This window comes from Bradyrhizobium sp. USDA 4486 (assembly GCF_054057995.1).
This window is the reverse complement of sequence record NZ_JBSRZV010000001.1, coordinates 3,673,993-3,697,136: the sequence shown is the minus strand read 5'-3', so window position 1 is coordinate 3,697,136 and position 23,144 is coordinate 3,673,993. Positions and strand designations below refer to the sequence as shown.

Below are 23,144 nucleotides of genomic sequence, written 5' to 3'. Positions count from 1 at the left end.
GCGGGCTTCGCGAATTAAGATGCTGCCACAATATTGAGAAATTGCGGCTGCAGCGTTACGCTATGTGTCTGCTGGCAATTTGCGCACCATCTGTCGAGCGTGGCTGGGGGAGCTTTGATGCGAGCTGAAAGCAACGGTACGTCCCGGCGGATTCTCTGCGTTTTTCCGCGTTACACGTCCTCGTTTGGCACCTTCGAGCATGCCTATCCGCTGACCGACGGTGTCCGCGCCTTCATGCCGCCGCAGGGACTGCTGCTGCTTGCGGCCTATCTGCCCAGGGAATGGCAGGTCAAATTCGTCGACGAGAATCTCCGACGCACGACCAAGGAAGAGTTCGAATGGGCAGAGGCCGTGTTCGTCAGCGGCATGCACATCCAGCGCCAGCAGATGAACGACATCTGCCGCCGCGCCCATGAATTCGATCTGCCGGTCGCGCTCGGCGGCCCGTCCGTCAGCGCCTGCCCGGACTATTACCCCTCGTTCGACTATCTGCATGTCGGCGAGCTTGGCGATGCCACCAACCAGCTGATCGAGATTCTGTCCCGCGACACCTCGCGCCCGGAGCAGCAGGTGGTGCTGACCACCAAAGACCGCGTGCCGATGACGGAGTTTCCGATCCCGGCCTATGAGCTCGCCGATGTGAAGAAATACTTCCTCGGCAGCATCCAGTATTCCAGCGGCTGCCCCTATCAGTGCGAGTTCTGCGACATCCCCGGCCTCTACGGCCGCAATCCGCGCATCAAGACGCCGGAGCAGATCATCGCCGAGCTCGATCGCCTGCGCGAATGCGGCATGACCGACACGATCTATTTCGTCGACGACAATTTCATCGGCAACCGCAAGGCGGCGATGGATCTGCTGCCGCACCTGATCGAATGGCAGAAGAAGACCGGCTATGTGGTACGGCTCGCCTGCGAGGCGACGCTCAACATCGCCAAGCGCCCCGAGATCCTCGAGAAGATGCGGGAGGCCTTTTTCATCACCATCTTCTGCGGCATCGAGACGCCCGATCCCGACGCGCTGAAGGCGATGCACAAGGACCACAATATGATGGTCCCGATCCTGGAGGGCGTGCGCACCATCAACTCCTACGGCATGGAAGTGGTGTCCGGCATCATCATGGGTCTCGACACTGACAAGCCGAACACCTCGGAAGCGCTGCTCGCCTTCGTCGAGGAGTCCAGGATTCCGCTGCTCACGATCAACCTGCTCCAGGCGCTGCCGAAGACGCCGCTGTGGGACCGGCTGGAGCGGGAAGGGCGCCTGATCGATGACGAGGGGCGCGATTCCAACGTCGACTTCCTGCTGCCCTACGACGACGTCGTCGCGTCCTGGAAGCACGCCATGGCCGTCGCCTACGAGCCCGAGAAGGTCTATGCGCGCTTCCAGTATCAGTGCGACCACGTCTATCCCAATCGCCTCAAGATGCCGGTGCCGGACGAGATGAAGACCTGGCCGAACATCCGGCGCGGGCTCGTCATGTTGCGCAATATCTTCTGGAAGGTCGGCGTACTCGGCGATTACAGGCGGGTGTTTTGGAAATTCGCCCTGGGGCGGCTCCGGCGTGGCGATATCGAGGGCCTGATCGGCTGCACCACGATCGCGCATCATCTCATCACCTTTGCGCGTGCGGCCTCCAGCGGCAAGCAGAACGCGTCGAACTATTCGATCCGGCTGCGCGAAGCATCCGTTCCCGCCGAATGAACGACACACCCGTTCCGGCGCGCCCGACTGTCGATCTCAGATCGTTCACGCCTGCGCGCGTTGCGCTCGGGCGAAGCGGGGCGAGCCTGCCGACAAAGCCGCTGCTCGATTTCACGCTGGCCCACGCCCGCGCCCGCGATGCCGTGCACGCCGCCTTCGACGCACCGCGTCTGGCTGCCGAGCTGAGGGCGCTCGGGCTTGCCGCCACCGAGGTCAGGAGCCGGGCCGCCGATCGCAGCGAATATCTGCGCCGGCCGGATCTCGGACGGCAGCTCGATGCCGGCTCCGCTGCGGCGCTGGCGGATGTCGCCACGGCACCGTGCCGGCTTGTGATCGTCATCGGCGATGGATTGTCGGCGGCCGCGGTCCATGCCCATGCAGTCGCGCTGTTGCAAAGCCTGCTGCCGCGGCTCGGCCAGGACGAGGCTGTCGCGACCGGCCACATCGTGGTCGCCTCAGGCGCGCGCGTTGCGCTCGGCGACGAGATCGGCGCGATTCTCGGTGCGCGCATGGTCGTGATGCTGATCGGCGAGCGGCCCGGCCTGTCGGCGCCCGACAGCCTCGGCGCCTACCTGACCTTCGCGCCGAAGCCCGGCCGCAGCGATGCCGAGCGCAATTGCGTCTCGAACATCCACAAGGCCGGGTTGAGCTACGACGAGGCCGCCTTCAAAATCGCCTGGCTGGTCCGTGAGGGGCTGGCCCGGGAGGTCACCGGGGTGGCGCTGAAGGACGAGAGCGCCGACCGTGCGCCGCTCCGAATCGGCACCGCGCGGCCCGAATGACGGGCATTCCGGCAAAATCGCCGCATCTTGATCGATTCGGCCGCTCTCCGCCTGCTTGCGAAAAGGCCTTTTGACCTGCTAAACCGCTGCCGGCGATTTTCCGCGCATTTTCAAAGGGCAAGCCTCCCATTGGTATGGCATTTTCAAGCCGTTCGCGGGACGCCATAAGCTCACAGCTTGAGCCGATTTAGGAACTGGATAAGGCATGCTCGAAAAGCACAGCGAGAGTGAGGTTCATGTCGACAAGGTCGAGCAGGGACCTGCGTCCTCGATCGCCTTCGGGCTGGAGCGCATCGGCCTGATCGCGGTCCGGGCGCCGATCATTTCCTGCATCATCCTGCTCGCGCTGATCGTCGGCGCCGTGTTCGGCATCCACCGGATCAAGATCGATGATTCGCTGTCGCAGCTGTTCCGCTCCGACACCCGCGAATTCAAGCAGTATGAAGAGGTGACCAAGAAATTCCCGGCCGAGGAATTCGATGTCCTCGTCGTGGTCGAGGGCAAGAACCTGTTGGCGCGGAACAACCTGGAGAAGCTGCGCGACTTCATCACAGACATGCAGCTGGTCGAAGGCACGCGTGGCCTCGTCTCGCTGTTCTCGGCGCGCCAGGCGCCGGCGCCGGGCAAGCTGCCGGCAGCGCTGTTCCCGGCCGAGCTGCCCGAAGGCGAGGCCTATGACAAGTTCATCGAGACGGTCAAAAACAACGAGATCATCCGCGGCAAGCTGCTGTCGGAGGACGGCACCCTGGCGCTGGTCGTGCTGTCGCTCGATCCGGAGGTGGTCGGCTCCAACAAGCTGACCAAGACCGTCGGCGACATCCGCGCGCTGATGAAGGAGGATCTCGGCGACACCGGGCTCAACGTGCAGCTCTCCGGCGTGCCGGTGATGCAGCTCGAGATCCGCAACGCGGTCGAGCGCGACGGGCTCACCTACAACGTCCTGGGCATCCTCGCCGGCTGCGTCATCGCCATCATCTTCTTCCGCAAGATCTCGTTCATGATCGCGGCGGCGTTTCCGCCGATGATTGCGATCCTGCTGGCGCTCGGCGCACTCGGCTGGGCCAATTTCAATCTCAACATGTTCCTGAACGTGATGACGCCGCTCATCATGGTAATCAGCTTCTCGGACTCGATGCAGCTGACCTTCGCCGCGCGCGACCGGCTGATCGCAGGCCAGGACAAGTTCACCGCGTTCAAGAACGCCGTGCTGGTGGTAGGTCCGGCCTGCGTGCTGACGCACGGCACCGCCGGCATTTCCTTCATCGCGCTTCAGTTCTCCGACTCCGACCTGATCCGCAAGTTCGGCGAGGCGGGCCTTGCCGCCACCATCATCGCGCTGGTCGCGGTGCTGTCGCTGGTGCCGGTGTTCGGCGTGCTGTTCGTGCGCAACGAGAAGATCTTCGCCGTGAAATTCCAGAGCGCCGATGCCGGCGTGCAGGCGCTGCGCAATTTCTGCTACTGGATCGCGGTGCGCATGGTCGGCCGTCCCGGCCTGTTCAGCCTGATTGCGGTGCTGTTCGTCGGCGGCCTCGGCGTCATCTACGCCAATCTGGAGCCGCGCTATCGCCTTGCCGACCAGGTGCCGGACAAGCGCCAGGCGGTTGCCGCCAGCGACCGGCTCGATGCCAAGCTGACCGGCGCCAACCCGGTCAACGTGCTGATCCAGTTTCCCAAGGGGGAAACGCTGTATTCGCCGGAGACGCTCCAGACCATCGCGGACGTGCACGCGACCGTGGAGAAGGCGGCCGGCGTCGGCAACGTCTGGTCGCTCGAGACTCTGCGCCGCTGGCTGGCGGAAAAGGCCGGCAGCGCCGACGTCGCGACGTTGAAGGAATATGTCAACGTCATCCCCGAGCATCTGGTGCGGCGCTTCATCGACGCCGAGCAGGATGCCGTCGTGGTCGCCGGCCGCGTGCCGGACAAGGATTCCAGCCAGCTGCTGCCGATCGTCGAGAAGCTCGATTCCGAGCTCGACGCCGTCCGCAAGAAGCATCCGGGTTACGAGATCGCGGTCACGGGTCTTGCCGCGATCGCGGCGCGCAACTCGGCCAGCATGATCGAGAAGCTGAACCGCGGCCTCACGGTCGAGTTCGCGCTGGTCGCGCTCTTCATCGGCCTTGCCTTCCGCTCATGGGTGGTGATGTTCGCCTGCATCCTGCCGGGCATCTTCCCCGTCGTGATGTCGGGAACGGTGCTGTGGGCGATGGGCGAGGGGCTGCAATTCGCCAGCGTCGTCGCGCTCACCGTCTCGTTCGGCTTGGGCCTCAGCGCCACCATCCACTTCCTCAATCGCCTGCGGCTCGAGAGCAAGCCGGGCGTCGGCTCGGCGCTCGCGGTGGAGCGGGCGACCGTGCTGGTCGGCCCCGCGCTGATCCTGACCACGGTGGTGCTGGCCTGCGGCCTCGTCGTCACCGTGTTCTCCGACCTGCCGTCGCTGCGGCTGTTCGGTTGGCTCAGCGCCTTCTCGATGGTCATGGCGCTCGTCGCCGACCTCTTCATCCTCAGGCCGACGGCGATGTGGCTGATCAATCTGCACGCCAGGCTTCACGGCCCCGACAAGCCGGCGATCTGAGCGGCTTCATCCACCGGACATGGAATCGGCGCAGTCTGGATGACTGCGCCGATTTTCGTTCCAGGGATACCTCATGCGGCCGATACGGCACGACAGCTCCATCATGGAGTTTCAGCGGAAGCGCGGCGGCGATTCCGCCGCCTTTCTCGTCCCGTTCCTGACATCGGACATGATCTTGCTCGACGCCGGCTGCGGACCCGGGACCATTACGGCCGCGCTCGCGAGCGTGGTCGAAAAGGCAGTCGGCGTCGACATCGAGCCGAAGGCGATCGCCGCCGCACATCGGCTCGCAGCGGCGAAAGGCTTGATCAACCTGTCCTTCGTCGAAGCCGACATGACCGCGCTTCCGTTCGAGAGCGAGGCGTTCGATGCGGTGTTCTTTCATGCGGTGCTCTACCATCACAGCGAGGCGGCGCTGACGCGAACGCTGGCGGAAGCCTGGCGCGTGCTGAAGCGCGGCGGTCTCGTTGCAACGCGCGATGCCGATGTCGGCGGCAACATTCTTCATCCTGAAATCGAGGGCGTACGCCTCGCGCTCGATCTCTGGCAGCGCTGGTACGAGCACGACGATCCGGACGCGCTTCGCTTCGGCCGCCGGCAGGGCTCGATTCTTCGTGCGCACGGATTTGGGCCAGTCTGGACCGGTGCGAGTTATGTCAATCACAGCGCCGATGCTGCGCGCCGGGGCGAGGCCGTCGCGGATGCGCGGCGGAGCTTGCTCGGTCTCGGGCCGCAGCTTGTCGGGAAAGGGCTCGCGACCGGCAACGAGATCGAGGCGGCGCTGGCCGGATGGGACGCCTGGGCGCGCGATCCGAATGCGGTCTATTTCAGATGCCGATGCGAATGTGTCGCGCGCAAGGACTCATCCGGCGGTCTGCGGCGCTCACGCCTGTCGGCGCAGAAGATTCATGTCAGCAAAAAGCCCCCGGCTCGCGAGAACCGGGGACGTGTTCCTCATCCGGTCGGGAAGGGGATCAGCCCTTCGTCATCGTGATGTTGACGCCGCGGATCTCGCCCTTGGAAGAGATCTGCACCGTCTGCTTGGTGCCGTTGGTGCGCAGCGACAGATTGGCGGCGAAGCCGTTGGCCTCGACGAACACGTCGATCTGGCCGCCGCCGGCGGTGCCTTGCAGATTGCCGAAGATGTTGCGGTTGGACTCGCTCCAATTGCCGGAGATCCGCTCGCCCTGGCTGGTCACGTCGCTGGTGAGGTCGAACTTGTAGCTGTCGGAGGCGCAGTGCAGGGCCTGCTTGAGCGCGAGGCCGCTGCCGGCGACCTTGTAGTCCGCCTTGCAGCGGATGCGCTCGGTGGAGCCGTCTGACAGCGACACCGTGCCTGTGCCGGTCCACGCGCCGTCGAATCCGGCAAAGGGTCCGGACGACTGAGCATGGCTTGCCGCAACTGAGAACAGCAGCGCAGTCCCGATGCCGGCCGCCTTGATTGCCAGTCCAGATCGCCCAAAGAATTTCATCTCAAATATCCCGTTTTGGAACGACGCTCATTTACGATTAAGAACGTCTCGCCACATCGAAAGTTTAGTGCCTTGAGCCTGTGTCAGGTTCAAAGCTTGGACGCCAGAGATAGTGCTTCACAACGGCTTGCGCCGCCTCCGATATCGCGATTCCCCGTGTTTCCGCAGGTTTCTGGCCGAAGCGGTCCGGCGGAGAGATGCAGGTGTGCAACAGGTGTCGAGCAAAACGCGACGCTGTTGAATTATGACGTAGTATCAATCCCTTACATCTGCCAATGAAGGTGCAGGGAAGACCTGATTTGGCAGGGTGGCGCCAATTTGGCCGCATTTGCCAGTGCTTGTGCCTTCTCTGAGGCCGCGACTTCGCGGCGACTTGCCATCAGAACAATCCGCTCCGGCCGTCCACCCTGTGCTGTCCGGGATCGGTGCGATTCTGCCGTCAGAATGAAGGAATACAATGCGTAAGCTTCTCGTCGCTTTCACCGTGCTGTCGGCAACCCTGTCCACGGCCGCGTTCGCCCAGCAGGGGCGTGGTACCGAGGCCGAGCAGAAGGCCTGCACCCGCGACGTGCAGAAGTTCTGCCGTCCGGTCATCGACCAGGGCGATTTCACCATCCTCGCCTGCCTCAAGGAGAACCGGGCCAAGATCTCGCAGGCCTGCGACCAGGTCCTGAAGAACCACAACCAGTAAGCTCGGCCACTGGCCCACAAGGGCGGCCGCGGAGCCGCCTTTTCGGGCCGGATCCGTACGGGGCTGCAATCGAGAGACAGGATTGGTTTTGCGGCCATATTCCCCTATATGGGGGCCGCGGCGGCATCGCCGGCATGAGCCCGCGCGAGCGAAAAAGCCCTTCCTGTCCAAACGATTGTAAACCAGCCTCGATGACCTCTGCGAGCGAATTGCGATCCGGCAAGGGTGACCGCGACGAGAATTTTCCCGTCGCGTCCTGGATCATTCATCCGCGTCATCGCGCCCTGATCCTGGCCTATTACAATTTCGTCCGCACGGCCGACGACATCGCCGACCACGCCACGCTGCCCCCCGACCAGAAGCTCGCTTATCTCGACCTGCTCGAGGCGGAACTGCTCGGCAAGGGCGACACGCAGGCCGAGGCCGTCACCCTGCGCCGTGCGCTGGCTGACCGCGGCATGACGCCGCGGCACGCGCTCGACGTGCTGATCGCGTTCCGCATGGACGTGACCAAGCTTCGCTACGAGACCTGGGACGAGGTCATCCATTATTGCCGCTATTCGGCGATGCCGGTCGGCCGCTTCATGCTCGACGTCCACGGCGAGAGCACCTCGACCTGGGCCGCATCGGATGCGCTCTGCGCAGGTCTGCAGATCAACAACCACCTGCAGGATTGCGGCAAGGATTTCCGCGAGCTCAACCGCGTCTATCTGCCGCGCGAGGCGCTGGCAGCACACGGCGCCTCGATCGAGCAGCTCGGGCTCGCACAGTCGCCGCCGGCGATGCTGGCCTGTCTTCAGTCGCTCGCCGCGCGCAACGAGGCGCTACTCGACGACGGCCGCTCGCTCGCTGCGGAGATCCGGGATTTCCGCCTCGGCGTCGACGTCGCGGTGATCCAGGCCTATGCCGACCGCATCGTGCGTCTTCTGAAGGCGCGCGATCCCCTGCGCGAGCGCGTGCATCTGAACAAGTTCGAGCTGCTCACCTTCAGCCTCGCCGGCATGATCGGCGAAGTCGGCCGCCGCGCGATCGGGCGCAGGGCCATTTCCAGACCGGGGACTGCACATGACGCTTGAGGCGACCTCGCCCGGCGCCAATTATGGCTCGACCGCATCGAACAGCTCCTTCTACGCTGCGATGCGCATCCTGCCGCATGACCAGCGCCAAGCGATGTTCCAGATCTACAGCTTCTGCCGCCAGGTCGACGACATCGCCGATTCCGACGGCCCGCGCGACGAGCGGCTCGTCGCGCTGCAGGAGTGGCGCAACGATATCGACGCGCTCTATCGGGGCAATCCGCCGCCGCGGCTGAAGGACTACGTCGCCTCGGTGAAGACTTTCGGCCTGAAGCGCGAGGATTTCCTCGCCATCGTCGATGGCATGGAGATGGACGTGCCGCAGGACATCCGCGCGCCCGACATGGCAACGCTCGATCTCTATTGCGATCGGGTCGCCAGCGCCGTCGGACGATTGTCGGTGCGCGTGTTCGGCCTGCCGGAAGAGGACGGCATCCTGCTCGCCCACCATCTCGGCCGCGCGCTCCAGCTCACCAACATTCTGCGCGACATCGACGAGGATGCAGGTCTCGGCCGGCTCTATCTGCCGCGCGAGGCGCTGCTGCATGCCGGCATCACCTCCAACGATCCGAACCGCGTGATCGCCGAGCGCGCGCTGCCGAAGGTCTGCCTGCCGCTGGCGCAGCGCGCGAAGACGCATTTCGAAAAGTCGGACGAGATCATGAACCGCAACAAGCGTCGCGCGGTCCGCGCGCCGCGGATCATGTCGAAGTACTATCATTCCATTCTGGACCTTCTGATCGCGCGCGGTTTCGACGCGCCGCGCGAGCCGGTGCGTGTGTCGAAGGTCACACGCATCCTGATCCTGCTCCGCTACGCTTTCATCTGATGCAAAAGACAGCTCACATCATCGGCGCCGGGATTTCCGGCCTCTCTGCCGCCGTGCGGCTCGCCAATGCCGGCTTCAAGGTTGCCGTGCACGAGGCGACGCACCAGGCCGGCGGCCGCTGCCGCTCCTATTTCGACGGTGCCACCAATCTCACCATCGACAATGGCAATCATCTGCTGCTGTCGGGCAACGGCCATGCGCGCGCCTATGCGCGCTCGATCGGCACCGAGGCGGGCCTCGTCGGTCCTGACAGCGCGCAGTTTCCCTTCGTCGACATCAAGACCGGGCAGCGCTGGCAGATCGATCTCGGCAATGGCCGGCTGCCGACCTGGGTGCTCGACGAAAGCCGCCGCGTGCCCGACACCGGGCTCACCGACTATCTGAAGCTGGCGCCGCTGATCTGGGCCTCGGAAGACACGCCCGTCGGCAAGTCGATTCCTTGCGAAGGCATCCTCTATCAGCGCCTGGTGCAACCGCTGCTGCTTGCCGCGCTCAATGTCGATCCGCCCGAGGGCTCCGCCGGGCTTGCCGGCGCTATCGTGCGCGAGACGCTGCTTGCCGGCGGGCAGGCCTGCCGCCCGCTGATCGCGCGCGACGGCCTCAGCGCCGTGCTGATCGAGCCGGCTGTGAAGTTCTTGGCTGAGCGCGGTCACACCGTTCAGCTCGGCCATGAGCTGCGTTCGTTCCTCAGCAGCGACGGCAAGGTGACCTCACTGAATTTCGGCGGCGAGGACGTGGTCCAGCTCGGTCCGGGTGACGTCATCGTGATGGCGGTGCCGCCGCGCGCGGCAGCGAGCCTGCTGCCGGGCCTGAAGACGCCGACCGAATTCCGCGCCATCGTGAACGCGCATTTCCGCTTTGAGCCGCCGCCGGGCGCAGCGCCGATCCTCGGCGTGATCGGCGGTGTCGTGGAGTGGCTGTTCGCGTTCCCGAACCGGCTCTCGGTCACCATCAGCAATGGCGACCGCCTCGTCGACATGCCGCGCGAGGAGCTGGCGCAGGCGATCTGGAACGACGTTTGCGAGGCGGCCGGCGTGTCCGGCGAGCTGCCGCCGTGGCAGATCGTGCGCGAGCGCCGTGCCACATTTGCGGCGACGCCGGCCCAGAATGCCCTGCGTCCGGGGCCGGCGACTGCGCTGAAAAACCTGTTCCTTGCCGGCGATTGGACTGCTACGGGATTGCCTGCAACCATCGAAGGATCGGTCCGGTCCGGTGACCGCGCCGCCGATCTGGTGCTGGCCGCCAAAGGATCCTGAAAGGCGGCCCTGACGGGCGGATGTCCCGGTCATTTTTCACTCAACTATCGGAGTAATCGAGCGAGATGGATTCCGTGAACGCGCCCAATCGCGAGGCAGTGGAATCGAAGGTGTTGGAATCGAGCATTGCGTCGGCCACGCAAGGCGTCCTCGGCTTCCAGCAATCGGACGGCCATTGGGTGTTCGAGCTCGAGGCCGACTGCACGATTCCGGCCGAGTACATCCTGATGCGCCATTATCTCGCCGAGCCCGTCGACACCGTGCTCGAGGCCAAGATCGGCAACTATCTGCGCCGCGTCCAGGGCGCCCATGGCGGCTGGCCGCTGGTGCATGACGGCGAGTTCGACATGAGCGCCAGCGTGAAGGCTTACTTCGCGCTGAAGATGATCGGCGATTCCGTCGATGCGCCGCACATGGTGCGCGCACGCGAGGCGATCCACGCCCGCGGCGGCGCGATTCATAGCAACGTCTTCACACGCTTCCTGCTCGCGACGTTCGGCGTCGTGACCTGGCGCGCGGTGCCGGTGCTGCCGATCGAGATCGTGCTGCTGCCGTTCTGGTCGCCGTTCCACCTCAACAAGATCTCCTACTGGGCGCGCACCACCATGGTGCCGCTGATGGTGATCGCCGCGCTGAAGCCGCGCGCGAAGAATCCGAAGGGCGTCGGCATCGACGAGCTGTTTTTGCAGGATCCGCGCTCGATCGGCATGACGGCGAAGGCGCCGCACCAGAGCATGGCCTGGTTCCTGCTGTTCCGTTCGCTCGATGCGATCCTGCGCGTGATCGAGCCGCTGTTTCCGAAGAGCCTGCGCCAGCGCGCGATCGACGCGGCGCTCGCCTTCATCGAGGAGCGGCTCAACGGCGAGGACGGCATGGGCGCGATCTATCCGCCCATGGCCAATATCGTCATGATGTACGACGCGCTCGGCAAGGACGAGAATTATCCGCCGCGCGCGGTGACGCGCCGGGGCATCGACAAGCTGCTGGTGATCGGCGAAAACGAAGCCTACTGCCAACCCTGCGTCTCGCCGGTGTGGGACACGACGCTGACCGCGCATGCGCTGCTGGAAGCCGGCGGCGACAAGGCGGTGCCTGCAGCGAGGCAAGGTCTCGACTGGCTGATCCCGAAGCAGGAGCTTCAGGTGAAGGGCGACTGGGCGGTGAAGCGGCCGGACGTGCGTCCGGGCGGCTGGGCCTTCCAATACAACAACGCCTATTATCCTGACCTCGACGACACCGCCGTGGTGGTGATGTCGATGGATCGCATGCGCCGGGAGCACGGCGCGACCGGCTACGACGCCGCGATCGCCCGCGGCCGGGAATGGATCGAGGGAATGCAGAGCGACGACGGCGGCTGGGCCGCCTTCGACGTCAACAACCTCGAATATTACCTGAACAACATCCCGTTCTCGGACCATGGCGCGTTGCTCGATCCGCCGACGGAGGACGTCACGGCGCGCTGCATCTCGATGCTGGCCCAGCTCGGCGAGACCGAGAAGACCAGCAAGCAGGTGGCCGCTGGCGTTGCTTATTTGCGCAAGACCCAGCACCCGGAGGGGTCCTGGTATGGCCGCTGGGGCATGAACTTCATCTATGGAACCTGGTCCGTGCTCTGTGCCCTCAACATGGCAGGCGTCGATCATAAGGACCCGATGATCCGCAAGGCCGTCGCCTGGCTGGCCTCGATCCAGAATAAGGACGGCGGCTGGGGGGAGGACGCGGTCAGCTACCGGCTGGACTACAAGGGCTGGGAACCCGCCCCCTCGACCGCCTCGCAGACGGCATGGGCCTTGCTTGCCCTGATGGCGGCAGGCGAGGTTGATCACCCAGCCGTCGCCCGCGGGGTGGAGTACCTGATTGCAACACAAAACAAAAAAGGACTGTGGGACGAGCAGCGGTACACCGCCACAGGCTTCCCCCGCGTGTTCTATCTACGTTATCATGGTTACTCGAAGTTCTTCCCGCTGTGGGCGCTGGCGCGGTATCGGAACTTGCGGAACACCAACAGCAGGGTGGTAGGGGTCGGAATGTGACTTTGGGGACGGGGGACTATGTTACCGCGGGTCAGGCCATCGACCCGCGGCCTATCTTGATTGTGACCGGATTGGTTCAGGAGGCCCGCATCGCGGCCGGGCCGGGAATGGCGGTCATCTGTTCATCCAGCAGCCCGAGCCAGTTGCGGGCCCTGTTGACGGTGGTGGATCCCGAGACGATTCGTGGCGTGATCTCGTTCGGCGTGGCCGGCGGGCTCGATCCGACGCTGCGCTCCGGCGACGTCGTGCTGGCGACCGAGGTGCTCTCCGGGGACACCCGCTGGGCCGCTGGCCTGTCGCTCGGCGACGACCTGATCGAGCGCCTGACCTCCGGCCGCCGCCGTGTGGTGCGCGGCAGCCTCGCCGGCGCCGAGGAGGTGGTCACGAAGCGGTCCTGCAAGGCGGCGCTGCATTCCGAGACCGGGGCTGCGGCTGTCGACATGGAGAGCCACATTGCAGCTGCCTATGCGGCCGAAGCCGGGCTGCCCTTCGCCGCCGTCCGCGTCATCAGCGATCCCGCCCACCGCGCGCTGCCCGCGCTCGCCCGCGCCGCCATCAAGCCGAACGGCCAGATCGACCTCGCCGCCGTGCTGCGCGGCATCGTGCGCAATCCCGCCACGCTGCATGCGCTGGTCTCGACCGGCATCGACTTCAACCGCGCGCTGCGCTCGCTTCGCGGCTGCCGCGACTATCTGATCGGGACGGAGCTCATCGAGAGCGAGATCCTGGTCTCCAAGGCGGCCTGAGCTCTTGACGGGATAAAACAAAGAGCCCGGTCGCCATCGGCGCCCGGGCTTTTTGCGTTGTGGTGCATGCTCACTCGGTCGCCTCCATGCGGTTTCGGTCCACGACCCACAGCGTCCGTCGCATCATGCCCTCGACAATTGCGGCCGACTCGCTCGGACGCAGATAGATCGCCGTGGACTTGAGCAGCCACGGCAACACCGCCTGCTCGAGCCGTTCCTCATAGGTTCGGCGCATCATGTCAAATGCCTGCAGGCCGGGTCCCGCCAGGACCACGTGGTGCGGGCGCAGCACGGATATCGTTGCCGCGACCGCCTCGGCAAGCGCGCGACCTGCCTGCTGGAATACGTGCTCGAGACGGGGATCGCCGCCCCGCGCTCGCTCGCGCAGGAGCGCCATCTGCGCCTCGGAAGGCTGTTGCGCCGCCGCCGGCGGCAGGTCGAGAAAAGTGCGAGCGTCGCGGTAGAGCGCATAGTCGGCAAGATGGGCCTCGATACAGCCGCGCTGGCCGCAGCGGCATTGGGGCCCGTTCGATCCCAGCTTGATATGGCCAATCTCGCTGCCGGCGCCGGCGCCCCAGCGCGCCTCGCCGTCGACGATGACCCCCATGCCTACGCCGTGGCCGACCATGATCGTGGCCGAGAGGCCCTGCGCCAGGGACGGCTCCGCGGCGGAGAGGGCGAGCGCAACCGCGACAGCGTCATTCGCCATCACGACTTCGGCGTTGAAGGCCTCGCGCACCGGCTTCACCAGATCGACATCGGTGACGGAGAGCGCCGGACTCCACAGATGCCGGCCAGTGTCCGCATTCACGATTCCCTGCAGGGCAATCCCTATTCCCAGCAAGCGATGGCGCGGTGTGGCCGTCGCCTCGAGCATCGCGTCGATCTGCGCAATCACGAGATCGCACAACGCGCCCGCATCGAGAGCCCGCGTCGCGATTTCGAGCCGCGATTGCGCCAGGCCGGAGCCGCTGAAATCCGCGATCAGCGTTTCAATCAGATTCATGCGGAGCGAGACCGCAATGATGCGGCCGAACTCCGGGTTCAGGGTCAGCAGCACGGCGGGCCGGCCGCGGCGGCGGCCGTTCAGCCCGTCTGCATCGTCTTCGTCCGTGTCGTCGGACCACGAGGTCGCCGCCGTCTCGGTCTCGCGCAGCAACTCTTCCGCGATCAGTCTCGACGTCAGGCCGGAAACGGCGGCGAAGCTCAATCCCGTGCTTCGGGCGAGTTCCACACGCGGCAATGGCCCCTGGCGTCGCAAGACCTCGACGAGACGGCCACGATTCGAGCCGCGGCCGGTGCTGGCAATTCGTCTCGGCTGCTCGATTTGGTCAACCATGCTGTCTCTTTAATTCATGGCGTGAAGTTAATCGGCGGGTGATTGGTGGTGTGATCGAAACAACACACCCGCAGGGCGTCGGTTGAGAGTCATATTTACTTGGATCATGCCTCATGTACTATTTCCGCGTGAAGAAAGGGGCAGTACATCCCGATTCAGATGTTTTTGCTCTGCGACATTTCTTCGCTACGTAAACAAAATAAGGCGCAAAAGCGTCGCGAAGCCCCTCGTCTGGGGTGGGCCAATGGGAGCTGAAACATGAACGGATCGATGAAGAAATTGCTAGTGCCGTTGCTCGCTACCGTCGCGCTCGCGATGGCGATGGAGATGGCGCAGGCCCAGCAGAAGAAGACCATCGCGCTGGTCACCAATGTTGCGGCCGACTTCTGGACCATTGCCGGCCGTGGGCTCGAGAAGGCGCAGAAGGAACACCCGGACTACAATATCGAATTGATCGTCACCAACGAAGGCACGGCAGCGGGCCAGCGGCGCGAGTTGGATGACCTGCTGGTGCGCGGCGTCGCCGGTATCTCCATCTCGGTCGACGATGCGCCGCACGCGACCGAACAGCTCAACAAGGTTGCGGCCAAGACGGTGTTGATCACGACCGACAGCGACGCGCCGCAGAGCAATCGTCTCGCCTATATCGGCACCGACAACATCGCGGCCGGGCGGCAAGCAGGCGAAGAGATCAAGAAGGCGCTGCCGAACGGCGGCAAAATCGCGCTGTTCGTCGGCACGATGGACGCGGACAATGCCCGCGAGCGGGTGCAAGGCATCAAGGAAGCGATCGCCGGCACCAAGGTCGAGCTGGTCGACGTGTTCACCGACCAGGTGGACTTCGCCAAGGCCAAGGCGAATATCGAGAACGTGCTCGTCAAATATCCCGACATTGCGCTGTTGTCCGGCCTCTGGAGTTACGAGACACCGCTGATCTATGACGCGGTCAAGGCGGCGGGCAAGGCCGGCAAGGTGAAGATCGTCGGCTTCGACGAGGACCAGCGCACGCTGCGGGGAATATCCGACGGCACGATCGAATCCACCGTCGTGCAGCAGCCGTACGAGTTCGGATATCTGTCCGCCACCAACATCATCAAGACGCTGAACGGCGACAAGTCCTGGATCCCGCCGGGCGGCAAGCTGATCGTGCCAACCCAAGTGATCAGCAAATCCAACGTCGCAGAATTCACCGCAAATCTGAAGGGCCTGCTGAAGAAGTGACTTTCAGCGCCTTTCGGCGCCCGGCGGCACGGCCGTCGGGCGTCGGGCGGGAGGAAATGAATGGCGGAAATCCTGTTCGAACTCGCCGGGATCAGCAAGTCCTATCCCGGGGTCATGGCCCTCGACGACGTCAGCCTGCGTGTGTATCGCGGCGAGGTGTTGGGTCTGATCGGCGAGAACGGCGCCGGCAAATCGACGCTGATGCGCGTGCTGGGTGGCGTGATCGCGCCGAGTGAGGGCGTGATCCGCATCGGCGGCACCGAGCACGTCCGTCTGACGGTGAACGAGGCGACGCAGGCCGGCATCGCCTTCGTGCATCAGGAGCTGAACCTTTTCGAAAACCTCGACGTCGCCGCCAACGTCTTCATCGGACGCGAGAGGCTGATGGGCGGTCCGCTGAAGCTGGTGGACAACGCGGAGATGCGCGCCCGCGTGACGCCGCTGCTGGAGCGGCTGGGCGCCGATTTCACTCCGGAGACGCTGGTCGACAACCTGTCGATCGCCGAGCGTCAGCTGGTGGAGATCGCCAAGGCGCTCTCGATCGACGCCCGCGTGATCATCATGGACGAGCCGACCTCCAGCCTGACGATTTCGGAGACTGAACGGCTGCTGGAGGTGATTGCCGATCTGAAGGCGCACGGCATCTCGGTGATCTACATCTCTCACCGGCTCGGCGAGATCATGACCTGCGCCGACCGCGTCGTGGTGCTCCGCGACGGGCGTACGGTGGGAGAGCTGGCGCGGGACGGGCTGAGCCACGCCGCAATGATCCGGCTGATGATCGGTCGCGACCTGAAAGCGCTGCATACGCCGCCGAAGCGGCCGCCGCGGCCGGGCGGCTGCGACATCGTCGGCCTCGTGACATCGGCCTTTCCCGACCGGCAGATCGATCTTTCAGTGCGGCATGGCGAGATCCTCGGACTGGCGGGGCTCGTAGGCGCCGGTCGCACCTCCTTGGCCCGCGCGGCTTTCGGCATTGACCCGCCGCTGGGCGGCGAGATCAGGATCGACAACACGCCGGTCGATGTCGCATCGCCACAGGACGCGATCAGGCAAGGTATCTATCTGATGCCGGAGGACCGCAAGAAATCCGGGCTCGTGCTGGAGCTGCCGATCCGGGAGAACGTGACGCTCGCCAGCCTGCTGAATTATGCGCGGATGTGGCTGGTCAGCGGCCCGGCCGAGCGCAAGGTCGCCAAAGAGCAGGTGAGGCGCCTTTCCATCAAGGTGCCCAGCATCGATATGGAGGCCGTGACGCTCTCGGGCGGCAACCAGCAAAAGGTCGTGCTTGGCAAGTGGCTTTCCATGCAGCCGCGCGTGATGTTCTTCGACGAGCCGACACGTGGCGTCGATGTCGGTGCCAAGAGCGAGATCTACGCGTTGATGCGCGAGCTCGCCGACCAGGGCGTTGCGATCGTGATGATTTCTTCGGACATGGAGGAGGTCATAGGCGTCTCCGACCGGATCGCGGTGATGCACGAAGGCAGCGTCAGCGGTGTGCTGGAGCGCCCGCAGTTCAGCGAATACAACGTGTTGCGGCTTGCAATCGGCCAGGCGCCGGACATCGTGGCGGCTGCACCATGAACAAGAAAGAACTTGGGCTCGGCTTGCTGCTGCTGGTGATTTCCGCCGTCACCGGCGCGATCAATCCGGCCTTCCTGTCGCTGGTGAACCTGCTGAACATGGCCAACCTGATCGGCCTGTTCGGCGTGTTCGCGCTCGGCGAGGGGCTGGTGATCATCACCGGCGGCATCGATCTCTCGCTCGGGTCGATGTTCGCGCTGCTCGGGGTCGTGTTCATCGACCTTCTGACGACTTATCAGGTTCCCTGGCCTCTGGCGCTGCTGGCCGTGTTGCTGGGCGGGCTGGTGCTGGGAGCAGTCCAGGGTTTCCTCGTCACCCGGTTGAAGATGCAGCCCTTCATCGTGACGCTGTGCGGGTTGCTGATCTATCGCGGCGCCGCCCGCTACTACACGAGCGACTCGACACGCGGCTTCGGCTACGGCGACGAGGCCGGGACGCTGAGCAGCATTGCCTCCGGCAATGTGGCGGGCATCCCGAACACCTTCATCCTTCTGATCATCCTTGCGCTCGTTCTTGGCGTGCTGCTGCACCGCTCGGTCTACGGGCGCTGGCTCTATGCCGTCGGCAAGAACGAGGAAGCGGCGCGCTTCTCGGGCATCAACACGAATATCGTGATCGCAACCGCCTATATCATCAGCGGCGGGCTCGCCGGCGTTTCAACGGTCTTGTTCGTGTTCTACACGAACTCGGTGTCGCCGAGCTCCTTCGGCAATTTCTATGAGCTCTACGCGATCGCGGCTGCCGTCCTCGGCGGGTGCAGCCTGCGCGGCGGCGAGGGCTCCATCCTCGGTATCGTGCTCGGCACGGCGCTGCTGCAGGTGCTGCAGAACCTCGTGAATATCCTGGGCATTCCTAATTCCTTGAACTTTGCGGTGATGGGAACGGTGATTCTGATCGGCGTGTTGGCGGATCATCAGTTGCAGGCCCGGCGGCGGCGCAAGATGGCGCTGGCCGGCCTCGCCCGCGCGGCCCCGAGATCGGCATTTGAACGACAGCAGAGCGCAGCACCGCGCGGCGTGGACGCGCTGCCGGCGAGAACAGGCGACCAGGCATGAGGGATTCGGCTCCAGTTGACACTGAGCGGTTTCGTGGGCGCGCGGCTGCGACGGTGTGTACTGGGAACGAGCGCGTTCCAGGCTCGAGGGCTTGGGCAGGAACGCGAGGCACGAACGACAAAGCCTGAGATGGCGGGAGGACACGAGAAATGTTGCGCAAGGTTATGAACACAGCATGTGCATGCGGTGTGGGGATTGCTTTATCATCGCTGTTGGGCGGTGCGGTACACGCGGCCGATTTTCCAACGAAAGCTGCGCCTCTTCCCTATGCGGACGCCGACGACTTCTGGACGAGACCCTATCTGTTCGGCGATCTCGGCAGAACGAGGCTGAAGGAGCAGGGCATCGATATCGGCCTGACGCTGGGTAATGAAACCGTCGGCAACCTGTCGGGAGGAGATAGGAACACCGCGGCCAACGCTGGACAATTGTGGTTCGGTGCCAAGCTCGATATGGCGAAGCTTGCCGGCATTCCGGGCGGCACGGTCGGCCTCACGCTGGTCCAGCGTTTCGGCGACAACCTGAATTCCGAGGCGGGCATTCCGGCCTTGCAGCTGACCAACGAAGTTTTCGGCCGCGGAAATATCCTTCGCCTGACCCAACTCTATTACTCGCAGAAGCTTTTCAATGATCAGCTTGAACTCAAGGGCGGCCGTCTACCAGTCGGCTCCGACTTCTTCTTCGGTCTGTGCGAGTTCATCAACCTGACCTTCTGCGGCGGCCAGCCCGGCAACATCCAGGGCGGCTACATCTATAACTGGCCGGTGAGCCAATGGGCCGGTGTCGTCCACTACAACTTCGCCAAGGATTTCCAATTGTCGGTCGGCGTCTACGACGCCAATCCGAATTATTTGACGACGTCGGAGCCCAGCACCTACTTCTTGCCGGGCGTCCCTCGCTCAAGCCCTGCCTCGGGCGTGCTGGTGCCGGTGGAGTTGGTCTGGGCGCCGAAAGGTCCCCTGAACGGGACCTGGAGAGTCGGCGGCTGGTATGACAGTGCCTCGACGATCGATGGTGGCCTCCCGGGTATCGTTCAGGTCATCCCCGGTGTCGGTGGTGTCCCGGACCAGTTTCTGGGAGATAGAAGAGGCCGCTACGGCGTCTATGAGTCGATCCTGCAGCGCTTGACCGTTGACGGGCCCGGGGCGGTCGGTTGGTACACCTTCCTCAATACGACCGTCGCCGATCACAGGACAGCGTTCCAGGACTACCAGATCGCGCTGGGCTTCAGGCACACCGGAACCTTTTCCTGGCGTCCCCAGGACGAAGTCGGCTTCGCGGTGGGCACGACCCATGTGAATTCGGCGGCCTTCAGCCCCAACGCCGGCGGCAACGAAGTGCCGCTCGAAGTCTGGTACGGATGGCAGGCGACCGGCTGGCTGAACCTCAAGTTCGACGCGCAATATGTGATCAATCCCGGCGGGCGCGGCTATAACGCCGCTGGCGTGAAGACCGACAATGCCGTGGTTCTCGGCATGCGCACCGAGGTTCACTTCTGATGTGGCGCTGATACAGCTGATGCGAAAGCCAGTGGCATGCATGGGTGGTTGTTATTCACCTTGGCATGAAGGCGGCCCAACCCACCAAGGAGGGGAGGGAGCGTAGCCCCCCGCAACTCGCTCCGGCCTTCTCCTTGGCGCTTGAGCGGGACAAAACAAAGGGCCCTGTCGCGGTAGCGACCGGGCCTTTTGGCTTTGCTGCGCCACTCCGTAGGCTGGGCTGAGCCCTTGCGAAACAAAATGACCCGTCGGGCAAAACACCGGAACACTCGTCAATCCCTTCCCGCAAAAAAATTCTTCTTTCCAGAATTTCGGATTTGTGGCATAGAGCGGCTATCCCGGCCCTGCCAGAGGGGCGCTTCGCGATCGTCACGAGATGCGGACCGGGGGGCGGTGGACGCGGCAGCGCCGGCGCGAAGTCGATGACAGGGCGGGCAACCGTGAGTCAGGCCCGACGCGATACGACACGGCGCGGTCACAGCGGCTTGGCTGGATCTCGGAGGTGAGCACACGCGAGCCTCGGATGCTTCCGGCAGGGTCGTCCGCGGACGGAGAAGTCGTGTGGTCCCGACGCCCGGGGTTCTGGCGTCAAGCTTCGCGGTGATGTGGCGGCCAACCGGCGCGCGCATCGATCAGCGGCGAGGCGACGGGGGCAATAGTGCAACGCTCCCCGAGGAGAGCACGAAGGACACCGTTAAAACCATCCGCGCAGGGAAGGCCGGGCGACCGGCATCACCTGTGATCCACCCCGTGTGCGTTTTTTGATGCACGCGGACCGCGGGTGCCGCCGGCGCCCGGCCTTCCCTGCGCCCCTGGCTTTCATGGGGCGAAACGAACAGCAAAGCTCGGGCGAAAGAAGCCGCGAGAACGCGCAGGTGTGTCTGCTCGGAACAGAGCTGATGGAAAAGCAAGCCGGTGCCATGGAGGCTGGGGTGAACGGCGTGCCTCCAAGCCTCACGAAACCTGCGCAAAAGAAAAAAGCCCGGACGCGCTGGCGGCCGGGCTTTCGTCGTGAGATGTGATCGTGCGCGACTTACGCCGCCGTCGAAGCCTTCCGCGCAGCCTTCGCCGCGGCGGCTTCGGCCTCGTCCTTGCGGATCTCCGAAAGCTTCTTCTGGACCTGCTCGGAGAAGATGTACTGCGCCGGGCGCTGCTTGCTGAGGTCGATCTCCGGCGCCATGGGACCTGTGGTCTTGATGCCGCGCAGCGACACCCACATCGCCTTCAGCGGGTTGTTGAGGGCTGCGGTCGCCGCCGTCGGCTCGTAGCCGCAATGGGCCATACAGTCGGCGCACTTCTCGTAGCGACCGGTGCCGTAGCTGTCCCAGTCGGTGGTCTCCATCAGCTCCTTGAAGGTCTTTGCGTAGCCTTCACCGAGCAGGTAGCAGGGCTTCTGCCAGCCGAAGATATTGCGCGCGGGCATGCCCCACGGCGTGCACTCGTATTCCTGGTTGCCGGCAAGGAAGTCGAGGAACAGGCTGGAATGCATGAAGTTCCACTTCTTGCCCTTGCCCATCGCGAAGACGTCGCGGAACAGCTTCTTGGTCTTGGTGCGGTTGAGGAAGTGCTCCTGGTCCGGGGCGCGCTCATAGGCGTAGCCCGGCGACATCGAGACGCCGACGCCGAGCTCGACGGTGAGGTCGAGGAACTTCGCGATCTCCTCGGCCGGATGGCCGTCGAAGATGGTGGCGTTGACGTTGACAGTGAAGCCGCGCGCCTTGGCCGCCTTGATCGCGGAGATGGCGCGGTCGAACACGCCCTTCTGCGACACCGCCTTGTCGTGATGGTCGCGCAGGCCGTCGAGATGGACCGAGAAGAACAGGTAGGGCGAGGGCTCGAACAGGTCGAGCTTCTTCTCGAGCAGCAGCGCGTTGGTGCAGAGCGAGACGAACTTCTTGCGCGCGACGAGGCCGCGCACGATCTCGCCGATCTCCTTGTGGATCAGCGGCTCGCCGCCGGGAATGGCCACCATCGGCGCGCCGCACTCGTCGGCCGCGTCCCAGCACTCCTGCGCGGTCATGCGGCGGTTGAGGATCGCATCGGGATAATCGATCTTGCCGCAGCCGACGCAGGCGAGGTTGCAGCGGAACAGCGGCTCCAGCATCAGCACGAGCGGATAGCGTTTGCGGCCAAGCAGTTTCTGCTTGAGCAAATAGCCGCCGATACGCATTTCCTTGAAGAAGGGGATAGCCATTGCACGTTTCTTTCTGGGCTTGGAATTCGGGGTAGGTCAGCTCGCAGCCAGTTCGGCCGGAAGCCTGAATTCGATGTTTTCCTCGCGGCCCGGCAGCACCTGGACCTTCACCGGTCCGATTCGCCGCATCGCGTCGATCACGTCATCCACGAGCACCTCGGGCGCCGAAGCGCCAGCCGTGACGCCGACGGTCCTCGCATTCTTCAACCACTCCGGATTGAGCTCGCTGCCGTCGGCAATCAAATAACTCGCGACGCCGGCCTCAGTGCCGATTTCGCGGAGCCGGTTCGAATTCGAGCTATTGGCAGCGCCCACCACCAAGATCACGTCGACCAGCTTGCTCAAGTCCCTTACCGCAGATTGGCGGTTCTGTGTCGCATAGCAGATATCCCGGATATCCGGACCTTGAATATCTGTAAAGCGGGCCTGGAGGGCCGCAATGATGTCCTTGGTGTCGTCGACCGACAGGGTGGTCTGGGTGATATAGGCCAATGGCGTATCCGCCGGCAGCGTCAGGCTGTTTGCCTCGTCAACGCTCTGGACCAGCAGAACAGGCCCTGGAACCTGGCCCATGGTGCCCTCCACCTCGGGGTGGCCGGCATGGCCGATCAGGATCAGGGTCCGACCCTTGGCGATGTAGCGCTTCCCGTGATTGTGAACTTTCGTGACCAGCGGGCAGGTGGCATTGAGCACCGGAAGGTCCCGCGCGGCGGCCTCCTCCTGGACGCTGCGCGCGACGCCGTGGGCGCTGAACACGGTCACGGCCTTCGGCGGAACCTCGGACAGCTCCTCGACGAAGATCGCACCCTTGTTCTTCAGGCTCTCGACCACGTACTTGTTGTGCACGATCTCATGGCGCACGTAGACGGGCGGGCCGTACTTCTCCAGCGCCCGTTCCACGATCTCGATCGCACGCACCACGCCCGCGCAGAAGCCGCGCGGTTGCGCTAGGTAAACTTCCATAGGACGCCCATCACGCAAGTTGCACCAATCCGCTTCAAGTCCCCGGCGGCACCCCGTTCCTGACCAATCAGGTGCAATAACCGCACCATTGGTTCGCGCACGCGGTAACCACCCACCCTCGTCGGGGT

18 protein-coding genes are annotated in these 23,144 nt (G+C 64.3%); 14 read left to right on the top strand and 4 right to left on the bottom strand.

Annotation, left to right across the window (positions count from 1 at the left end; all coding sequences use genetic code 11):
- The first annotated feature begins 117 nt into the window (after window positions 1-117).
- The 4 genes from ACVWY3_RS18140 to ACVWY3_RS18125 all read left to right on the top strand — a co-directional run bounded on the left by ACVWY3_RS18140 (window position 118) and on the right by ACVWY3_RS18125 (window position 6,052).
- Window positions 118-1,704: a B12-binding domain-containing radical SAM protein gene (locus ACVWY3_RS18140; protein WP_456839683.1), complete on the top strand. Its 1,587-nt coding sequence runs from the start codon at window positions 118-120 to the stop codon at window positions 1,702-1,704.
- A complete protein-coding gene (gene eutC / locus ACVWY3_RS18135) occupies window positions 1,701-2,486 on the top strand; it encodes an ethanolamine ammonia-lyase subunit EutC (protein WP_456839682.1) in 786 nt (261 codons plus the stop codon). Before ACVWY3_RS18140 ends, eutC begins: the two co-directional genes overlap by 4 nt.
- Window positions 2,487-2,691: 205 nt before the next feature.
- Window positions 2,692-5,058 (top strand): efflux RND transporter permease subunit, encoded by a 2,367-nt coding sequence (locus ACVWY3_RS18130; protein ID WP_456839681.1) that lies wholly within the window; start codon window positions 2,692-2,694, stop codon window positions 5,056-5,058.
- 73 nt (window positions 5,059-5,131) lie between these two features.
- Window positions 5,132-6,052: a class I SAM-dependent methyltransferase gene (locus tag ACVWY3_RS18125; protein ID WP_456839680.1), complete on the top strand. Its 921-nt coding sequence runs from the start codon at window positions 5,132-5,134 to the stop codon at window positions 6,050-6,052.
- On the opposite strand, the gene ACVWY3_RS18120 is transcribed toward ACVWY3_RS18125, so the two are convergent.
- Entirely contained in the window at window positions 6,033-6,530 is a 498-nt protein-coding gene (locus ACVWY3_RS18120) for a hypothetical protein (RefSeq protein ID WP_456839679.1), read from the bottom strand. The genes ACVWY3_RS18125 and ACVWY3_RS18120 overlap by 20 nt on opposite strands.
- A 457-nt stretch (window positions 6,531-6,987) precedes the next feature.
- Here ACVWY3_RS18120 and ACVWY3_RS18115 point away from each other — a divergent pair, with 457 nt between their 5' ends.
- From ACVWY3_RS18115 to ACVWY3_RS18090, 6 genes are all read left to right on the top strand, one after another.
- Window positions 6,988-7,221, top strand: coding sequence for a hypothetical protein (locus ACVWY3_RS18115; RefSeq protein WP_456839678.1), 234 nt, complete (start codon window positions 6,988-6,990; stop codon window positions 7,219-7,221).
- 191 nt (window positions 7,222-7,412) lie between these two features.
- Window positions 7,413-8,297, top strand: a complete 885-nt coding sequence (hpnC, locus tag ACVWY3_RS18110; RefSeq protein ID WP_456839677.1) for a squalene synthase HpnC — start codon at window positions 7,413-7,415, stop codon at window positions 8,295-8,297.
- Window positions 8,287-9,126: a presqualene diphosphate synthase HpnD gene (gene hpnD, locus ACVWY3_RS18105; RefSeq protein WP_456839676.1), complete on the top strand. Its 840-nt coding sequence runs from the start codon at window positions 8,287-8,289 to the stop codon at window positions 9,124-9,126. The genes hpnC and hpnD overlap by 11 nt, the downstream gene beginning before the upstream one ends.
- On the top strand, window positions 9,126-10,382 hold the full coding sequence (gene hpnE / locus ACVWY3_RS18100) for a hydroxysqualene dehydroxylase HpnE (RefSeq protein WP_456839675.1): 1,257 nt from the start codon (window positions 9,126-9,128) through the stop codon (window positions 10,380-10,382). Before hpnD ends, hpnE begins: the two co-directional genes overlap by 1 nt.
- Window positions 10,383-10,447: 65 nt before the next feature.
- Complete coding sequence (shc, locus tag ACVWY3_RS18095; protein ID WP_456839674.1) at window positions 10,448-12,415, top strand: squalene--hopene cyclase; 1,968 nt, start codon at window positions 10,448-10,450, stop codon at window positions 12,413-12,415.
- Window positions 12,412-13,161, top strand: coding sequence for a phosphorylase (locus ACVWY3_RS18090; protein ID WP_456839673.1), 750 nt, complete (start codon window positions 12,412-12,414; stop codon window positions 13,159-13,161). Before shc ends, ACVWY3_RS18090 begins: the two co-directional genes overlap by 4 nt.
- Before the next feature lie 70 nt (window positions 13,162-13,231).
- Here ACVWY3_RS18090 and ACVWY3_RS18085 read toward each other — a convergent pair whose 3' ends face one another.
- A complete protein-coding gene (locus ACVWY3_RS18085) occupies window positions 13,232-14,500 on the bottom strand; it encodes an ROK family protein (protein ID WP_456839672.1) in 1,269 nt (422 codons plus the stop codon).
- Between the two features lie 258 nt (window positions 14,501-14,758).
- Here ACVWY3_RS18085 and ACVWY3_RS18080 point away from each other — a divergent pair, with 258 nt between their 5' ends.
- From ACVWY3_RS18080 to ACVWY3_RS18065, 4 genes are all read left to right on the top strand, one after another.
- On the top strand, window positions 14,759-15,721 hold the full coding sequence (locus ACVWY3_RS18080) for a sugar-binding protein (protein WP_456839671.1): 963 nt from the start codon (window positions 14,759-14,761) through the stop codon (window positions 15,719-15,721).
- A gap of 60 nt (window positions 15,722-15,781) precedes the next feature.
- Window positions 15,782-17,305 (top strand): sugar ABC transporter ATP-binding protein, encoded by a 1,524-nt coding sequence (locus tag ACVWY3_RS18075; RefSeq protein ID WP_456839670.1) that lies wholly within the window; start codon window positions 15,782-15,784, stop codon window positions 17,303-17,305.
- The gene (locus tag ACVWY3_RS18070; protein WP_456839669.1) at window positions 17,302-18,360 is read left to right on the top strand and encodes an ABC transporter permease; all 1,059 of its coding nucleotides are present in this window, start codon (window positions 17,302-17,304) and stop codon (window positions 18,358-18,360) included. The genes ACVWY3_RS18075 and ACVWY3_RS18070 overlap by 4 nt, the downstream gene beginning before the upstream one ends.
- A gap of 149 nt (window positions 18,361-18,509) precedes the next feature.
- The gene (locus ACVWY3_RS18065) at window positions 18,510-19,859 is read left to right on the top strand and encodes a carbohydrate porin (protein ID WP_456839668.1); all 1,350 of its coding nucleotides are present in this window, start codon (window positions 18,510-18,512) and stop codon (window positions 19,857-19,859) included.
- Window positions 19,860-20,892: 1,033 nt separating this feature from the next.
- Here ACVWY3_RS18065 and hpnH read toward each other — a convergent pair.
- Both hpnH and ispH read right to left on the bottom strand, forming a co-directional pair.
- Window positions 20,893-22,053 (bottom strand): adenosyl-hopene transferase HpnH, encoded by a 1,161-nt coding sequence (gene hpnH / locus ACVWY3_RS18060; protein WP_456839667.1) that lies wholly within the window; start codon window positions 22,051-22,053, stop codon window positions 20,893-20,895.
- A gap of 36 nt (window positions 22,054-22,089) precedes the next feature.
- Window positions 22,090-23,016 carry a 4-hydroxy-3-methylbut-2-enyl diphosphate reductase gene (ispH, locus tag ACVWY3_RS18055; protein WP_456843394.1) on the bottom strand — a complete coding sequence of 309 codons (927 nt, stop codon included), beginning with the start codon at window positions 23,014-23,016 and terminating at the stop codon, window positions 22,090-22,092.
- Between the last annotated feature and the right edge of the window lie 128 nt (window positions 23,017-23,144).

Bases quoted from the DNA above. Each gene is read 5' to 3' on its own strand.
- ACVWY3_RS18140 (WP_456839683.1), top strand. From the start codon at position 118: ATGCGAGCTGAAAGCAACGGTACGTCCCGGCGGATTCTCTGCGTTTTT.
- eutC (WP_456839682.1), top strand. From the start codon at position 1,701: ATGAACGACACACCCGTTCCGGCGCGCCCGACTGTCGATCTCAGATCG.
- ACVWY3_RS18130 (WP_456839681.1), top strand. From the start codon at position 2,692: ATGCTCGAAAAGCACAGCGAGAGTGAGGTTCATGTCGACAAGGTCGAG.
- ACVWY3_RS18125 (WP_456839680.1), top strand. From the start codon at position 5,132: ATGCGGCCGATACGGCACGACAGCTCCATCATGGAGTTTCAGCGGAAG.
- ACVWY3_RS18120 (WP_456839679.1), bottom strand. From the start codon at position 6,530: ATGAAATTCTTTGGGCGATCTGGACTGGCAATCAAGGCGGCCGGCATC.
- ACVWY3_RS18115 (WP_456839678.1), top strand. From the start codon at position 6,988: ATGCGTAAGCTTCTCGTCGCTTTCACCGTGCTGTCGGCAACCCTGTCC.
- hpnC (WP_456839677.1), top strand. From the start codon at position 7,413: ATGACCTCTGCGAGCGAATTGCGATCCGGCAAGGGTGACCGCGACGAG.
- hpnD (WP_456839676.1), top strand. From the start codon at position 8,287: ATGACGCTTGAGGCGACCTCGCCCGGCGCCAATTATGGCTCGACCGCA.
- hpnE (WP_456839675.1), top strand. From the start codon at position 9,126: ATGCAAAAGACAGCTCACATCATCGGCGCCGGGATTTCCGGCCTCTCT.
- shc (WP_456839674.1), top strand. From the start codon at position 10,448: ATGGATTCCGTGAACGCGCCCAATCGCGAGGCAGTGGAATCGAAGGTG.
- ACVWY3_RS18085 (WP_456839672.1), bottom strand. From the start codon at position 14,500: ATGGTTGACCAAATCGAGCAGCCGAGACGAATTGCCAGCACCGGCCGC.
- ACVWY3_RS18080 (WP_456839671.1), top strand. From the start codon at position 14,759: ATGAACGGATCGATGAAGAAATTGCTAGTGCCGTTGCTCGCTACCGTC.
- ACVWY3_RS18075 (WP_456839670.1), top strand. From the start codon at position 15,782: ATGGCGGAAATCCTGTTCGAACTCGCCGGGATCAGCAAGTCCTATCCC.
- ACVWY3_RS18070 (WP_456839669.1), top strand. From the start codon at position 17,302: ATGAACAAGAAAGAACTTGGGCTCGGCTTGCTGCTGCTGGTGATTTCC.
- ACVWY3_RS18065 (WP_456839668.1), top strand. From the start codon at position 18,510: ATGTTGCGCAAGGTTATGAACACAGCATGTGCATGCGGTGTGGGGATT.
- hpnH (WP_456839667.1), bottom strand. From the start codon at position 22,053: ATGGCTATCCCCTTCTTCAAGGAAATGCGTATCGGCGGCTATTTGCTC.
- ispH (WP_456843394.1), bottom strand. From the start codon at position 23,016: ATGGAAGTTTACCTAGCGCAACCGCGCGGCTTCTGCGCGGGCGTGGTG.